Origin of the sequence: Enterococcus sp. DIV0756 (assembly GCF_051710745.1) — a bacterium.
In the GTDB taxonomy this organism is placed as follows: domain Bacteria; phylum Bacillota; class Bacilli; order Lactobacillales; family Enterococcaceae; genus Enterococcus_A.
Map to the genome: position 1 here is coordinate 1,278,176 of NZ_JBIOLF010000002.1, position 16,709 is coordinate 1,294,884.

The 16,709-nt window shown below is 39.7% G+C and carries 16 protein-coding genes and 1 pseudogene; 14 read left to right on the plus strand and 3 right to left on the minus strand.

The genetic code is table 11. The features are described 5' to 3' along the window. Positions 1–4 precede the first annotated feature (4 nt). The 4 genes from IGI44_RS22500 to IGI44_RS22515 all read left to right on the plus strand — a co-directional run bounded on the left by IGI44_RS22500 (position 5) and on the right by IGI44_RS22515 (position 5,398). The gene (locus IGI44_RS22500; RefSeq protein WP_438790143.1) at positions 5–1,123 is read left to right on the plus strand and encodes an SPASM domain-containing protein; all 1,119 of its coding nucleotides are present in this window, start codon (positions 5–7) and stop codon (positions 1,121–1,123) included. A 34-nt stretch (positions 1,124–1,157) separates the two neighbouring features. Continuing rightward, complete coding sequence (locus IGI44_RS22505) at positions 1,158–1,934, plus strand: sulfite exporter TauE/SafE family protein (protein ID WP_438790144.1); 777 nt, start codon at positions 1,158–1,160, stop codon at positions 1,932–1,934. 47 nt (positions 1,935–1,981) lie between these two features. Further along, positions 1,982–2,734, plus strand: coding sequence for a DeoR/GlpR family DNA-binding transcription regulator (locus IGI44_RS22510; RefSeq protein WP_438790145.1), 753 nt, complete (start codon positions 1,982–1,984; stop codon positions 2,732–2,734). A gap of 726 nt (positions 2,735–3,460) precedes the next feature. Then, entirely contained in the window at positions 3,461–5,398 is a 1,938-nt protein-coding gene (locus tag IGI44_RS22515) for a GH25 family lysozyme (RefSeq protein ID WP_438790146.1), read from the plus strand. A 125-nt stretch (positions 5,399–5,523) separates the two neighbouring features. Here IGI44_RS22515 and IGI44_RS22520 read toward each other — a convergent pair. The 3 genes and pseudogenes from IGI44_RS22520 to IGI44_RS22530 form a co-directional block, all read right to left on the minus strand. After that, positions 5,524–6,985, minus strand: a pseudogene (locus IGI44_RS22520) (PTS galactitol transporter subunit IIC). A 21-nt stretch (positions 6,986–7,006) separates the two neighbouring features. Further along, entirely contained in the window at positions 7,007–7,309 is a 303-nt protein-coding gene (locus tag IGI44_RS22525) for a PTS fructose transporter subunit IIB (protein ID WP_216408944.1), read from the minus strand. Positions 7,310–7,350: 41 nt separating this feature from the next. Further along, complete coding sequence (locus IGI44_RS22530; RefSeq protein ID WP_216408943.1) at positions 7,351–7,842, minus strand: PTS sugar transporter subunit IIA; 492 nt, start codon at positions 7,840–7,842, stop codon at positions 7,351–7,353. Between the two features lie 155 nt (positions 7,843–7,997). Between IGI44_RS22530 and IGI44_RS22535 the strand changes: the two genes are divergently transcribed. From IGI44_RS22535 to IGI44_RS22580, 10 genes are all read left to right on the plus strand, one after another. Further along, on the plus strand, positions 7,998–8,771 hold the full coding sequence (locus tag IGI44_RS22535) for a DeoR/GlpR family DNA-binding transcription regulator (protein ID WP_438790147.1): 774 nt from the start codon (positions 7,998–8,000) through the stop codon (positions 8,769–8,771). Positions 8,772–8,806: 35 nt separating this feature from the next. Beyond that, positions 8,807–9,235, plus strand: a complete 429-nt coding sequence (gene lacA, locus IGI44_RS22540; protein WP_438790148.1) for a galactose-6-phosphate isomerase subunit LacA — start codon at positions 8,807–8,809, stop codon at positions 9,233–9,235. Between the two features lie 23 nt (positions 9,236–9,258). Further along, entirely contained in the window at positions 9,259–9,774 is a 516-nt protein-coding gene (lacB, locus tag IGI44_RS22545; protein ID WP_438790149.1) for a galactose-6-phosphate isomerase subunit LacB, read from the plus strand. A gap of 12 nt (positions 9,775–9,786) precedes the next feature. Next, positions 9,787–10,719, plus strand: coding sequence for a tagatose-6-phosphate kinase (gene lacC, locus IGI44_RS22550; protein ID WP_438790150.1), 933 nt, complete (start codon positions 9,787–9,789; stop codon positions 10,717–10,719). Between the two features lie 4 nt (positions 10,720–10,723). Next, positions 10,724–11,710: a tagatose-bisphosphate aldolase gene (gene lacD, locus IGI44_RS22555; RefSeq protein WP_438790151.1), complete on the plus strand. Its 987-nt coding sequence runs from the start codon at positions 10,724–10,726 to the stop codon at positions 11,708–11,710. Between the two features lie 114 nt (positions 11,711–11,824). Next, entirely contained in the window at positions 11,825–12,673 is an 849-nt protein-coding gene (locus IGI44_RS22560) for an SDR family oxidoreductase (RefSeq protein WP_438790152.1), read from the plus strand. Between the two features lie 316 nt (positions 12,674–12,989). Beyond that, entirely contained in the window at positions 12,990–13,658 is a 669-nt protein-coding gene (locus IGI44_RS22565) for a response regulator transcription factor (protein ID WP_438790153.1), read from the plus strand. Further along, a complete protein-coding gene (locus IGI44_RS22570; protein WP_438790154.1) occupies positions 13,649–14,710 on the plus strand; it encodes a sensor histidine kinase in 1,062 nt (353 codons plus the stop codon). The genes IGI44_RS22565 and IGI44_RS22570 overlap by 10 nt, the downstream gene beginning before the upstream one ends. Before the next feature lie 54 nt (positions 14,711–14,764). Continuing rightward, positions 14,765–16,030: a hypothetical protein gene (locus IGI44_RS22575; RefSeq protein ID WP_438790155.1), complete on the plus strand. Its 1,266-nt coding sequence runs from the start codon at positions 14,765–14,767 to the stop codon at positions 16,028–16,030. Between the two features lies 1 nt (position 16,031). Next, positions 16,032–16,709 carry an ATP-binding cassette domain-containing protein gene (locus IGI44_RS22580; RefSeq protein ID WP_438790156.1) on the plus strand — a complete coding sequence of 226 codons (678 nt, stop codon included), beginning with the start codon at positions 16,032–16,034 and terminating at the stop codon, positions 16,707–16,709.

Genomic DNA, 16,709 nt, shown 5'->3' on the forward strand with positions numbered 1-16,709 from the left:
AGCGGTGAAGCACATCTCTATTTTAGTCAAACCTGCATCGTCACTTTGCAATATTAGTTGTAAATACTGCTTTTATGCAGATATTAGTTCATCAAGGGATGTTCGCTCTTACGGAAAAATGACGGATGGAACAACAAAAAAAATGATTGCTAATATTTATTTAGATTTGGCGGATGGGGATGAGCTGACACTCGCTTTTCAAGGGGGAGAACCGACATTAGCCGGACTTGCTTATTTTGAGAAGCTTGTAAAGCTGATTGAGCGACAATCAAAAAGAGTCACAGTCCATTATGCGATTCAAACGAATGGACTGATAATCAATGAACGCTGGTGTAAATTTCTAAAGCAGCATGATTTTTTAGTCGGTCTTTCTATAGACGGTCTCCCGTCCTATCATGATTTGAATCGTTTGGATATCAAAGGGCGTGGAACCTATCATCGCATAATAGCAACAAAAAAACTGTTTGACAAGTATCAAATTGATTATAACATGTTGTGTGTCCTGACGAATCAATTAGCGAAAGAAGCCAAAAAAGTTTTTCGATTTTTACTGGAGCAGTCCATTAGCTTTATTCAATTTATCCCCTGCTTGGATGAATTAAGTGCTGCGGGAAAAAGTAGTTATGCGTTGACTCCTCAGCGTTTCGCCTCATTTTATCAGCAGCTATTTAAGTTATGGCTCAAGGAACTTGAAAACGGACAGTACATAAGCATCAAATTATTTGATGATTTGGTCTATTTGTTTGCTAATAAGCAAGTGAATGCCTGCGGGCTCATCGGAAATTGTCAGATTCAATATGTGATTGAGGCAGATGGTAGTGTTTATCCCTGTGACTTCTATGTTTTGGATGAGTATCGAATGGGCTTTATTCAAGAAAAAGGTCTAAAAGAACTTTTCCAGCAAGCGATAACCAGAGATTTTTTATGTGAAAAACCAAAAAACGCTAGTCTTTGTCGGGATTGTCCCTTTAAACCTTATTGTGGTGGCGGATGTAAGCGGATGAAGGATGCCGTTTATGTGGATGAACAGCATGAATTCTGTGGGTACCAAACGCTGCTTAACACATTCGTTCCAAAATTACCGGCAATATTTGATAGCCTCAGGCAACTTCAAAATCAGTAGTAGTTAATAAATAACAGTTAAAGGGAGAAATGTCGTGATTGGGTTAGTTTATTTTTTGGTAATCGTATCAGCCAATACGATTGGCGCGATATCAGGTATGGGCGGTGGGGTGTTGATCAAACCGATTTTTGATGTTATCGGTGCTCATTCATTGGCCGCTATTTCCTTTTATTCTTCTATGGCAGTTTTCACGATGTCTGTCGTATCGACGCTACGTCAAGTAAAAAATAAGGTCACGATCCAATGGAACAAGGCATTGCTGATTTCTGTGGGATCAGTGGCTGGCGGTATTTTGGGAAATTTGACTTTTGATTGGATTTTACAGTTTTCCAATGAGCGTACTACTCAAATGGTTCAGATTATTCTGACCGTTTTGACCTTGCTATTTGCATTCATTTATTCGAAAAAAGAAAACTTCAGCTTCCACTGTCAATTTGCTTTAATCTTTATACTGGTGGGTTTGGTTCTCGGTTTTTTAGCTAGCCTGTTAGGAATCGGCGGTGGACCGATCAATGTGGCGATGATGATGTTGTTCTTCGGCATGCCGATCAAAGAGGCAACTGTTTACTCCATCATCACAATCTTCTTCTCGCAATCATCAAAGCTGCTATTTATATATATTACGGCGAGTTATCAACGTTTTGATCTGACAATGCTGCTATTTGTAATTCCCGCCGCGGTTCTCGGCGGTTGGTTTGGGGCAAAAGTAAGTGGAATACTTCCAGCGAAGAAAGTGAACGGCGTCTATCAGTTCGTCATATTGCTCGTCTTGCTAATTAATTGTTTTAATGGCGCTAAACTATTTTTCTAGAATACGGTATCGTTGGAATAGAGTGCTTGAGAAATGGAGGATTGGAGATGTTAAAATCAGATAGATTTCAAGCAATTTTAACTTTATTGGAAGCTAAGGGGGCGATTCGAAACAATGAAATCATGAAGCAATTAGCTGTTTCTGACATGACAGTCCGGCGCGATTTAGCTGAGCTTGAGGGGCAAGGACTAATAGAGCGATTCCATGGTGGGGCACAATTACGAAATCTTTATCGACAAGTGGAACGTTCACATAATGAAAAGAAAATCATTCACCATGAAAAAAAGGAAAAAATTGCAAAGAAAGCTGCAGAATTTATTAAGGATGGAGATACGTTGTTTCTCGGACCGGGAACGACGATTGAACTATTAATTAAATGTATAAAAGCTGATTTTTTGAGAATCGTTACCAATTGTCAACCGACTTTTGAACGATTGAAGAAACATAAAAAGAGTTGGAAAATCTATTTGTTAGGAGGCGAACTAAAAGAAGCGACGCAATGTTTTATCGGTGAGATTACGAATAAATCGCTCAACGAGCTGAGTTTTCATAAAGTCTTTTTCAGCTGTAATGCCCTAAATGAGCAAAAAATTATGACTTCGACTTTTGAAGAGGGGCAGACCCAACAAATCGCACTAAACAATTCTGTCGAACGTTTCTTACTGATTGATCATTCGAAAATTGGGAAAAGAGATTTTTCAGTGTATTATCATCTAAATGATGTGACCGCAGTGATTACAGATGATGATGAACAAAAGCATTATGAGAAGATTGAAAAAGAAGAAAAATATATTGTCTAAAAGAAAAGCTGCTAAAATCTTTATCACAAGATTTTAGCAACTTTTTTGTTGGTAAATCAACGTTTTAACAGATTTTCAGTAGCTTGCTTTATGAGTAAAGTGGTCAAATTTATTAATAACTAAAATATGATGCATTAGGGGTAGAAACTTATTTTAATACGTCAACTATCTCAAATTCAGCTTTTTGCTACAAAAAGGAAAGATTAGAAAAAGCAATAATAAAAGTACACGCAGTTTCGCCAAAAGGAGATACGGTCATTTAATATATCGTTGCAGTACTTGTCCGGAATGTGTTGTGTGTCTCGGATTTTTCACTGATTTGTCAGGATCTTGTCCGAGAGATTCAGCTGTTTGTTAGACCATCAGATGCGTTGCACAAATTTGCCCTTTTTTTCCTTAATAAATAATGGAAAGAAAAAAGTACGGAAGCATGAAAGACGATAGGATATATGTAATAGGTAGAATATCCTTTTGTACTTTTTGAAAATTTGCAATTGGTCTAATTTAATAATTGAGCCAGTTCGTACATTTATAAAGCAACTAATAGGGTTAATAGTTTTTAAACAACTAAACTTGGCGAATTTTTAAATGAAATATTGCGAGTCAAAAGTTAATTATTTTTTCTCAAAACGGCTATTTTTCTATTTCTGAAGTTTAAACTTCTTTTAATAATTATTTTTTGTTAAAATAGGCTTATGTTTTAAATAAAATTTAGGGAGGCTATTAATGAAGAGCAAAAAAATTATCTCAACTTTGATGATTGGAGGAATGGTACTTTTTCCTATGGCTACTATGGTTTTAGCAGAATCATCTGAGTCCATTTCGTCCACCGAAAATAAAATAAATACACAGATGAGTTCGACTGAAGGGTCAACAACCAGTTCTACGACGATTGACAGTTCAATACTGGAAAAAACGGAACCTCCAGTAGCATCTGATAGCACGGTTTCTAGTACTGAAGAGTCTAGCGAAGCTGAGCAAGAAATGATTTTACCAACAGAAGGCGAGGCAGATTTTGGCGGCTATTCTTTACCGAGAAATCGATCTGATCTATCTAACGCTGTTAACGGAAGAATGACTAGGGCTGCGATACCATCTGTACTGGCTTCAAATAAGAATACGCCAACTAAAAGTTTTGTAGATATTTCATCTCATAACGGGACGCTTTCGGTCAATGATTTCAATAATATGAAAAAATACGGTGTTGCTGGAGTTGTTGTAAAATTAACAGAGGCAACAAGTTATAAGAACCCTTTTGCGGCTTCACAAGTGAAAAATGCCAAAGCAGCAGGATTAAAGGTTTCCGCCTATCATTATAGTTGGTTTAAAACCGATAGTCAGGCACGAGCAGAGGCCGATTATTTCGCGAATTTTGCTAGAAGTGTTGGTCTCGATAATTCTACTGTAATGGTCAACGATATTGAAGAACCTCAAATAGCTGGAAAAGCAAACCATACTGCAAATTCCATTGCTTTTGAAAATAGGTTGAAACAATTAGGATTTCAATCTGTCCGACATTATTCTTCTTTAAGTTGGTTTAATGGATTAATTAATGCTAATACTATTGGAAAACAAAAGATTTGGGTAGCAGCTTACCCTTATACAATAACAAATAATAATTACTATACGGATTATAGTTCATGGCAATGGAATTCACGCTTACGTTTCCCGGAGATAGCGAATAAAGAATTTGATATCTCTGCTGATTATAATAACTCATTTACTGGGACGATATCCACACCAAAGCCAGATCCACAACCTGATCCCAATGCACCAGTGTCCTATTCAAGTCATGTAAAGGATAAAGGGTGGCTTAATTTTGTCTCAAATGACAATGTTTCTGGGACTGTTGGTGAAGGTAGGCGTATGGAAGCTTTAAAAATGACCATTTCTAATAAGTTTTCAGGAAACATTGAATATCAATCGCATATCCAAAATATCGGTTGGGAATCTAGTTGGAAAACAAATGGACAAATTTCAGGAACAACAGGACAGGCGAAGCAGGTTGAGGCTTTAAAAATAAGACTTACAGGTGAAGTCTCCAAGCAATACGACATTTATTATCGCGTTCACTCTCAAGCCTTTGGATGGCTAAACTGGGTGAAAAATGGAGAAGCTGCTGGAACAGAAGGATTCGCTTATAGATTAGAGGCTTATCAAATAAAACTTGTACCCAAAGGTCAAGCTGCTCCTTCTGGACAAGGGCGAGGATTCTTCAAATATCAAGATGCGAGTGTTTCTTATCAAAGCCATGTTCAAAATAAAGGTTGGATGCCATCAGTGAATAATGGGCAGATTTCTGGTACAGTAGGAAATTCTCTGAGACTAGAAGCATTGAAATTGAAGATCTCTAATAACCCCTTGGCTTTTTCAGGAAATGTTGAATACCAAACACATAGTCAATATATTGGTTGGCAAAACTGGAAGAGTAATTTCAATATGGCTGGTACTGAAGGACAAGGATTGAGGGCAGAGGCCGTAAAAATTCGATTAACTGGTGACCTAGCCCTTCACTATAATGTTTATTACAGAGCTCATTGTCAAACATATGGTTGGCAAAACTGGGTAAAAAATGGAGAAGTAGCTGGTACTACGGGTAAAGGAAAACAAATGGAAGCCATTCAAGTGAAAATTATCCGTAAAAATAGTGCTGCTCCAAAATAATCATTATTTTGTCAATAAAAATAATTTAAAACAAAAGCGGTCATTAGGACTAGGCTATGTATATTCTTAGTAGAAATAAAATAAGCACACTCGATTGTCTATGATCGTCGAGTGTGCTTATTCATTTATTTAGCTTCTGCTGCATATGCAACATTCTTATGCGCTGTTGCTGGAGCGGCTTTTTCTTCTTTTTCAGCTGCGTAAGCGGCGTTGCGTTTTTTCATTTGACGTGCGTACCAGATAAAGATCAATAGGTAAGCGGCTAGTGCTAAAGTTGTGTAAATGACAAATTCGATTTGTCCTTGAGAAGCATTACCGAATAAATAGCCTAGGAATTTTTCAATCGGGCCTTCCATCGTGGTATGAGAGATCATGGCAGACCCGCTCAAGCCGGCTGGAAAGGCGCCTACTGCTTTGGCTGTTTGAGTGACGAATGGGGCTATCAAGGTACCTGACCATAAGAATAATGGTAGTTCGATCGCGCCGATCACGATCATTCGGATCAATTTGCCACGCGTGACAACAAGCAAAGCTGGGGTGACACCCATGGCGATAATTCCGCCAAGTGGTAATAATTTATTGCCGGGTAGAATGATTGCTTCCAATAACATGATTGGCGCTAAAACGTTTGCGGCAGCCCAGATTTCTGCGCGGCCAGCTAAGAAGGGCCAGTCCAAACCGATGTTGATCGTACGCCCCTTTAAACATTTGTTGGCAAAGTCGGTGATTCCTTGTGATAAAGGTTCCACCGCAGCGATAAACCATGCGCCGATCAAAGAGAACAATTCCAAACAGACTGCAGCGGTAAAAGCGAGTGAAAAAATTTGTGTTGGTGTTTGTCCTGCTAATAACCCAACAAAAATCCCCAAATAGATTCCAATTGCAAATTTCGATCCCCAAAAACCGATTTTGCTGTTTAGTTTTGCAGCATCAAAATCGTATTTATCCAACCAAGGAAAGACTTTGTCAAAAATCTTGTCAAAAACCATGATGATCGGATTCATCATATAGTTCATATGTGTTGTCGTCATCGGGTTGCTATCCGGTGCGTTCAATAAGTCATTGAAGGTTGGTTTCATTAAGTCAGAGTTCCAGATTTTAAGAACTCCAATGAAAATAACTAATGCGGAAGCGATAAATAGGTTCGCACCGCAGAAAATCGCAAATAGTCCGACGATCGCTAAATGCCAGATGTCAAAGATATCAACATCTAAAGTGTTGGTTTTTTTTCATTGCCAGCATAATGATATTGACGATCACCATTATTAATAGAAAGTAAAGGGTGTAGGGGGAGCCCCAAGTGATTGTTGCTAAAGGTGCCCAACCCACATCTGTGATGTTCAATGAGATGCCTGTTCGTTCAACAAAGGCAGTCATCGCGTCTGAAAAGGCAGTGGTTAAAATTCCAATAATGGCTCCGATCCCAGTTAAGGCAATCCCAAGTTTGATCCCGCCTTCAAGGGCGCGTGACGGCTTCACTTTAAAAAATAAGGCAATAATAGTTAGTACGATGGTCATTAATGGCGCCGCCCCTAAATCAATTAGGGGGGTAAATACTTTATTGGCGATATCAATAATTGTATTCATATGCTTTTCCTTTCTTAGGTCCTATTTATTTATTGATTGGATTGCGCTTTCCATGCTTTGGTATACAGGTTCAGCCATTGCAGGGATACGATAAAGGATAGCACCCGCATCAACGACAGGAATATTTACATTGAAGCCCAAGTCGGTGTTGGCGATTTGTGCGAAAATGTCATAATGAGACAGCATTTCTTCATTGATATCTTTGATCATTACGGCGTCACAGGTCACTTGATAGCCACGATTTTTCAATTCAGTTTCTAAAGCGCTTTTGATTTGATGACTTGAGTTAACTCCTGCTCCACATGCTGCTAAAATTTTGATCATGATGATTCTCCCCTTAAAATAAATTTATTTTTATTCTGCAGTTATGCAGAAACTTCCATAGTAAAGTGTTCATTTAAAAACTGGTAAATCGCTTCAGTGTCTTCTAATTTGAAGAAGGCACAAAGTTCCTCTTTATTGACTGAGTTAATAAAATCCATAATATCCGCTAACATGCCTGCCTGTGCTTCACCGTTTTCATTTAAGATCATAAAAAGAAAATGAACGGAGAGTTGATCGCTTGGCGAAATCATATTATGAAAGGTAATTTCATTTTTCAACTTGATTGGAATGATTCGGGTTGTTCGAACATATTCGCTTTCCGTATGGGGAATAGCAATGTCCGGCAATCCTTTAGAAACAGGGCTAAGATCCAAACCTGTCGGGTAATTGCGTTCTCGCTCCAAAAGACTCTCAAAAAAATCCTCAGTAACTAATTGTTTGTTTAGTAGATCCAAATAAACTTCCTCAAAAACTTCTTCCTGTGTGTTCCCACTAGAAACATAGATTGTTTCCTTGAAAAAAAGCTTTTTCAAACAAAACAGCTCCTTTCTAAGTTCGTTTGTGTTTGGTTACACGTTGAGTATAATCGCTTACATTTGCTTTGTCAACATAAAACAAAAATAAATAAACATATTGTGTTGAAAAATGTTTGATAATGTTTTATTATAGGATTGTGGAGGGACAACATATGCTGAAAACTGAGCGTCAACAATCAATCTTGGCTATGTGTGATCGCTATGGGACGATCACCGTGAAGTTTATACAAGAAGTCTTAGATGTTTCTGATATGACCATTCGCCGAGACTTAGAGGAACTTGCTCAAAAGAAAAAGCTTCTACGGATTCATGGCGGTGCACAGAAAATGGGTAACGAAGAACCAGTTGCCTTTATAGAAGCAAACGAACTATCTCATAATGAAAAGAAAAAGCTACATACAAAGGAAAAGGAATATATTGCAAGAAATGCAGCGGCTCATATTAAGAAAGAGGATGACACGATTTTTCTTGGATCGGGAACCACGATTGAGCTGATGACGCAGTATATTGAGTCTTCTTCATTGCGAATCGTAACCAATAGCCTGCCCGTTTTTAATCTATTAAGTGAAACAAAACAATTTGAGCTGTATTTGATCGGTGGATTGTATCGAGAAAAGACAGGTGCATTTGTTGGTTCGATCGCCAATGAGGCGGTTCAGAAAATCGGGATCAAGAAGGCCTTTATTGGAGCGAATGGTCTAAAAGGTGCTGAGGTTTCAAATTTCAGTATTGAAGAAGGAACATTGCAGAAGATCGTGTTAGATAACGCGGCCGAAAAATGTTTGGTTTCGGATGCCAACAAATTCGATCATAGTGATTTTTATACGTTTTATGATCTGCGCAAAATCGATACTTTATTTACGGATTCTACTCTTTCAGCCGAACTGAAGAGTTATTATCAGCAATACACCAAGATTATTCAATAAGAAACGATGGATACAATCATAAGGAGGAAACAGAGATGCGTGTAGTAATTGGTTCAGACAGTGACGGGATGAGATTAAAGGAACTGATCAAGGCGGACTTGATCGAAAATGGCTTTACAGTAGTGGACAAAAGTGAGGAAGCTTCGGAGGATTTTGTGGAGTCAACCTTAGCGATCGCCAATGATTTAAATGAAAACGAAGGCAGCTTAGGCATTGCCGTGGATGGTTATGGAGCAGGTAGTTTTATCACGGCGGTGAAGGTCAAAGGAATGGTGGCAGCAGAAGTCTCGGATGAACGTAGTGCCTACATGACTCGCGAACACAACAATTCCCGCATGATTACCCTCGGCTCAAAAATCGTTGGTGATGAATTAGCGTTGAACATTGTCAGAGAATTTCTGCAAGCGAGCTATGATGGCGGCCGTCATCAAGTTCGGGTCGACATGTTGAATAAAATGGCATAGAAAAACGAGAGAGGATGAATGACATGAAAATCGCAATCGGCTGTGACCACATTGTCACAGATACAAAAATGGCTGTATCAGATTTCTTAAAATCAAAAGGACATGAAGTATTGGATATGGGGACCTACGACTTTACTCGAACACATTATCCAATTTATGGAAAAAAAGTAGGTGAAGCGGTAACCAGCGGTGAAGCAGATTTAGGTGTTTGCTTATGTGGAACGGGCGTTGGGATCAATAATGCGGTTAATAAGGTTCCAGGCATCCGCAGTGCGTTGGTTCGCGACATGACGACTGCCATCTATGCCAAAGAACAACTAAATGCGAATGTGATCGGTTTTGGTGCACGGATCACTGGGGAATTTTTGATCTGTGACATTATTGATGCCTTCATTAAGGCCGAGTATCAGGAAACAGAGGAAAACAAGAAATTGATCGCGAAGATTGATCATGTTGAAAAAGCCCGTGCTGACCAGTCCGATCCTCACTTCTTCGATGAATTCATCGAAAAATGGGATCGCGGCGAATACCACGATTAAGAGGAAAAGCGAATGATTCTAACAATTACGATGAATCCTTCCATCGATATTTCCTATCCTCTGGAGGAATTCAATTTGGATACCGTGAATCGCGTTAAAAATGTTCAAAAAACTGCTGGCGGGAAAGGCTTAAATGTCACCCGAATCTTGAAGCAATTTGATGCGGAGGTGACTGCCAGCGGTTTGATTGGTGGATTTTTGGGCGAAGAAATCAAAAAAGATTTAGAGAAAAGTGGGATCACTCATAACTTTCTGCCCATCAGCGGGGAAACCCGTAATTGCATCGCTATTTTACACGAAGGTCAGCAGACGGAAATTTTAGAAAGCGGACCGATCATCACTGAACAGGAGTCAGCAGCTTTCTTACGACATTTTAAAGAACTAGCAGACAAAGCGGATATTCTTTCTTTTTCTGGAAGCTTACCGGAAGGGTTACCTGTGGATTTTTACAGTCAAATGTTGCAGGCCTGCCAGCCAAAGCCAGTCGTTTTAGATTGTTCAGGAGCAGCACTAGCGGAGGTCCTTCGCGGCCGTGTAAAGCCTAAACTGATCAAACCAAACGCGGAGGAACTAGCTGGAATATTAGGGCGAAGGGTGCCATCAGAAGTAGCGGAGCTAAAGGCAGCGTTATCTGATCCGATGTTTGCGGATATCGAATGGATCGTTGTTTCAATGGGAGGGAACGGTGCTTTTGCCAAACATTTTGATACCTTTTATCGTGTGACGATTCCTAAAATCGACGTCGTGAATCCGGTTGGTTCTGGTGACGCGACGGTGGCTGGATTGACAGCGGCGATCGACGCAGGACTTTCAGATCAGGAGCTTTTAAAGCAAGGAAATGTCTTAGGAATGCTAAACGCACAAGAAGCAACAACGGGACAGGTTGAACTCGCCAACTATCAAACATTATTCGAACAAATTCAAGTAGAAGAAGTAGGAGGATAAGGAAATGAACGAAGAAAAACGTCAATTTATCAAACAACTATGCAATGAGGATGGGGTGATCGGAGCCTTAGCAATCGATCAACGAGGCGCCTTGAAAAAAATGATTACGAAATTCAAGGGCAGTGATGCCGAAGAATCCGAGATTATTGCATTCAAGGAAATCGTTTCTTCCCAACTAACCCAATATGCTTCTTCGATTTTGTTGGACCCAGAATATGGCTTACCAGCCGCGGATGTTAGAGCTGAAAATGCTGGCTTGCTATTAGCTTATGAAAAAACTGGATATGATGCTTCTACGCCAGGTCGCCTACCGGATCTGTTATCGATCTGGTCAGTTAAACGCTTAAAAGAAGCCGGGGCTGATGCCTGTAAGTTCCTGCTTTATTACGACGTTGACGAAGCAGCAGTGATTAACAAGCAAAAGCATGCCTTTATCGAACGAATCGGTTCCGAATGTCAGGCGGAAAATCTCCCCTTCTTTTTGGAATTGGTTTCCTATGATGCGAATATCTCGGACGCAGCTTCGAAGGAATATGCGATCAAAAAACCGCACAAAGTCATTGAAATGATGAAAGAATTCTCTCATCCGCGCTATGGTGTCGATGTCTTGAAGGTAGAAGTACCAGTCAATATGAATTATGTCGAAGGCTATGCGACTGAAGAAGTCGTGCACACAAAAGCTGAAGCGGCCAACTACTTTAAGGAACAAGCCGAAGCGACAAATCTCCCATTTATTTTCTTGAGCGCCGGCGTAAAAGCGGAGCTTTTCCAAGAAACCCTGCGCTTTGCGAAGGGTGCGGGTTCAACCTTTAACGGCGTACTTTGCGGACGCGCGACTTGGGCGGATGGCGTGGAAAGCTATATCGTAGAGGGGGAAGCAGCGGCAATCGAATGGATGAACACACAAGGTCGGAAAAACATCGAGGAATTAAATGCTGTGTTAAAAGAAACCGCAACACCAGTAGACGTATTAGCAACCTCTTTATCATAAGAAAACGGGCTGTGAATAATGAGTATTCACAGTCTTTTTTTAGTCAACAGAAAAATACAAACAGTGCTACAATGGTATGAAAGGGCATTCAAAAAAGAAAGCGAGTTGAAGCGCATGATACTAGTTACCTCAGCAGCCGGAAATACCGGACGAATTATGGTCCAAAAGTTAGTGGAAGCAGGATTCGATGTTTTAGCGACGGATATCAATCCGCAGGTAGAAGAACTGCCGGGAATCAAGCAGGCCATGATTGGTGATTTAACGGATTTGTCATTTATTGAGAAGGTCATGGTGAAAGCGTCGATGGTGGTTTACATTCCACCGCTATTTTCAGCAGAAGAAGCATTGATTGGACAGCGGATGGTGGATAAAGCAATTGAACATGAGGTTGAGCATTTCGTCTTCATCTCAGTGACTCATCCGATTTTAACTAGCCTGCTGCAGCATACTGCCAAGCGAGATGTAGAGGAGTATTTGATCGTAAAGGGCATGGAGACCCAATGTTCCTACACGATTTTACAGCCGATGCATTATATGCATAACTTCAATCCAAAAATGGTGGCAGAAACTGGCGAATATCGGATTTTCTATGATGTAGACAGTAAAGTCGGCTATGTAGCGACCGAAGATGTCGGTGAGGTGGCGGTGAAAGTGTTGAATGATCCTGCAAAACACAATAAAGCGACCTATGAATTAGTCGGAACAGAAGCTTATTCACCAAATGATCTGGTACGAATGTTCAATCAAGTCACGGGAAAAAATGTAAAATCAGCTTATATTGACGTAGAAGATTTCTTGGATCAGATTCAAGCGAACGATCTTTTCTTCCGAGAAGGTTTCAAACACCTAGCCCGTTCCTATACTACTTGGGGACTGGATGGAAATAGCAATGTTCTAACGTGGCTGCTTGAACATGAACCGACAAGTTTCGAAGAGTATGTAAAAATAAAATTAGACGATTAACGATGAAAGGTTAAAAAAATTTTTTGTCATCCTTTTCGCTAGAAATTCTAGTTGAGCAAATTAAGGATGGAGAAGCGAAGTTGATTCAATCGACCTAGCCAATAGTTGATTGATAGGCCGATTTTAAATAACACTAAAGCACGGTCATTGATCGTGCTTTTTTTGCCTTAAATTCCTAGTTTTTTCTAAGAAATTTTCTGCTATTTGGCAAAAAACTTAAAATCTTCACAAAAAGAAAGTGGACTTTCTTAAATAAGCTGTACTATTCTAGAGACCAAAAGAAGGATATATATTTCCAAATTAGGAGTGAAAATAGATGCGTGTGCTAATAGTTGAAGACAATCGTGATTTGGCTTTATCTGTAAAAAAAGGCTTGGAACAGGAAAATATCTCTGTAGATTTGGCCTATGACGGTGAATCAGGAGAAGAGAAGGCCTTCGTCAATTCCTATGACGGAATCTTTCTTGACTTGAATCTACCGAAAAAAGATGGTCTAGAGGTCTTACAAAGTTTGCGTTCGGAAAAGATCGAGAGTCCTGTTATTATCATCACTGCTCGAGATGAGATTGAGGAGCGGGCAAAAGGCTTAGACTTTGGGGCAGATGATTATTTGGTAAAACCATTTGAGCTACTTGAATTGAAGGCACGTTTACGTGCCGTCGTACGTCGCTACCATGGTCGCTCGCTGCCGCAGATTTCAGTTGGTGATTTGACAGTAGATCCAGTTTGTCGAAGGGTAAGTTATCAGGAAAAAGAGCTTCTTTTAAAGCCAAAAGAATTTGATATTTTATTGTGTATTGCACAGCGCCACCCAGCGGTTGTTTCTTCAGAGGAGATTGCTGAACATGTTTATGATGAAGATTTTGATCCATTTTCTTCTGTTTTAAGAGTTCATTTAGCCCGTTTAAAAAAGAAATTGGCCGAAGCAGCAAATAAAGAAATTCTAAAAACGATTCGTGCAAAGGGGTATCAACTATGCGATTAACTTTCAAAATGACGTTAACCATGTTGCTCTTTTCGTTACTTGTGACGGGAGTAGTTTTGACGAGTTTCTTTTTTCTGCGAAACAATGTAAAAGGGGTGAGTATCGCCTCAGTATTCGGCGATGATCCTACTTTTGTGGGAACAGAAACGAAGATTGAAACAAATATCAAAGTATCGGAGTTTGATCAAGCGTATCAGGATGAATTATTTAAGTATTTACCTACGATAGCTTTGGCTATTTGTTCTTCGATTTTACTTTTGACCTTCATGCTATGGTTGGTCTTGCGCAAAATATACAGTAATCAAATAGTAGCGATCACACATGACCTGACGTTTATCGATCAATTGCCTAAAAATACGACAAAAGACGAAGTGCTTAACGAGGCGTTTAACAAATTGAAGGACAAATTTGATGACCATTTAGAAGATTATCGACGCTTGAACAGTTATCTGACGCATGAACAAAAAAATGTAATCGCCATTTTAAGAGCAAACATTGAAATTGAAAGCAAACAAGAAGAAAAGGCGCAAGACGGGTTGCTTCTTTTGGATCGGCTAACTGACAGCATCGACGATATTCTCACCTTGTCCAATAATACAGATGATCTCGGAAATGAGGTTGTGGACGTTTCATTGATTTGTGCTGAGGTTTGTGACGCGTATAGAAAGAATTATCCCGATCTGATCTTTGATTTTAACGAGGAAGCGGTCACCATAATTAAAGGACGTGATCGTTGGATTTATCGCGCTGTTTCCAATTTGGTTGATAATGCGATCAAATACGGAGAGGGGAAATCAGTGAATGTATCGATTCACCAAAAAAATGACACGGTAGTTGTTCAGGTGAGGGATCAGGGAATTGGAATACCTTCAGAGAAACAATCGGAGATTTTTTCTCATCGGTACCGAGTAAATGGACTAAAGCAAGATGGATATGGCATTGGACTGTCGGTAGTCTCTCATGTGTGTGACCTGTGCCGCGGCTTCGTCTATCTGGAAAGTGAAGAAAATCGTGGCTCGACGTTTTATTTAAGCTTTCCGAGCATTGGTTAACATTCAGTTAACAATGCATTTGCTACTATACTCGCATAGGAGGAGACGAAAGCGATGATTATCATCCGACATGCTTGGCTAAATCTTAAACGCAACCGAAACAGTCACTTTAAAAATGGGGGCTTCATATTCTTAATAGTCTTGATTATCTTTTCTGCCTTACACAGTTATCATGCAGCATCTGATGGTCTTTCCAATTATCGTGAACAATCAGCAACGGTTTTAAAGGGCGTTCAAGATTTAAATCAAACAGAACAAGCAAAAAATTTAAACGTTACCGATTATGAAAAATTGAAAAATTTACCTTATGTAAAAAGCAGTCAATTGACCGCTCAAGGAGCTATTTTCTCTAATTTAGCACAGCCAGCAACAAGCACTCAGATCGAAGAAAATTATACTGACTCATCTGACGGCCCAATGAAAGGCAACTATTTATCTTTATTGCTATTGGATAATGACTCTTTAAAAAGCTTTTTGGAGCGGAAAAGTGAAAAACTTCAAGGCAAACTGCCATTTGAACCCAACACATGTGTCATCAGCAGAGAATTCGCCAAAGCTAATAAACTAAAGATAAACGATATGATTTCATTGGGCCCAAAAGAAACAGAACAAAAATTGAAAATTGTAGGAATTGCAGATTTATCTAATGAGGGAGGCTATTTCTTACCAAGTTCGCTTTTGATGGGGATGGAAACAGGAATGGCGTTGCAAAAAAATATTATTCAAACAAATTCATCCGTGATGTTCCAATTATCCGATAAAAGGGAAATGAAAAACTTCGTAAAAAACTTTAAAGAGTCGGAAACTTTTAAAAATTACTCTTTGATCGGGCGAGGCTGGTCAGAAGGGATACTTCAGTCATTTGAAGATAGGCTGGCGTTGCTTTTTAACGGGCTGATTGTGATTTTGATTCTGGGCATGGCGCTAATCATACTTATCTTTCAACAAGCGATTAAAAAACGGAAAGATTTTTATACGTTGTATTTGATGGGCATGGATCAACGAACGTTATCCTTAAGCGTTTCTTTGGAAAACAGCTTATCAACTGTAGCAGCTGCCGGGATTGCTGTCATTTTTTCCCAACGTGTGAGCAGCTGGATTACCGGAGAATGGCTAATGAAGTTCCATCACGACCTAGTTGAACAGGAGCCCTCTGTAGTGTGGAAATTACCTGAACTTAGTCAGGAAAGCAGCAGGTTTAGTAGTGTGTTTACGTCCATTGGCTGGCTCTTTTTGGCTGCGTGCGTGCTTGTGCTGCTGCTATTAATCAATTTTCGGGTTTCTAAGATTGTAAGAGAGCCATTACGAGGAGAATACTAAGATGACTGAATGGATATTGAAAAAAGTCGACTATCAGTATAAAAAATCAGCAGTCAAAACGCTTGATGGCATTAATGGAAGCTTTCAAACAGGCAAAAGTTATCAACTATTTGGAGATTCTGGTAGTGGAAAAAGCACTTTTTTAGCCTTGCTAGCAGGTCTGATTGTTTGTACTGAAGGGGCCTTGACAGTTGCCGGTGCTGAGTTAGCGGAGTTGGATCGGAATACTTATCGGGGGCACACGGTTGCCTGCCTTTTTCAAGAAGGCAGCTTGCTGGAAGATTCAGCAATGGCGAATTTAGAGATGGAAATGTTGTTATCCGGTTCTACGGTTGACAAGGTTGAAATTGCCAAAGTGCTTTTAGCCGTTGGATTGACAGAGCAGCAATTAAATATATCTGTTATGAAATTATCAAAACAAGACCGTCAACTGGTAAGCTTGGCTAAATTGCTGGTGAAGAAACGTGCTGAATTAATTTTGGTGGATGAGCCTGAGCAAGTTTTTAGCGATTGCGGTGTAGCTAAGGCGATGCGATTGCTTAAAAAGCATTGTTTACAAAATGATACCTGCTTGGTTTTTACAACTCAAACCACACAATCGGTCAGTTTTGCGGATGAATTATGGGGCCTCAATCGAGGGAAATTACTGTTCATCAAAGAACAGCACTCTGTAATGTGA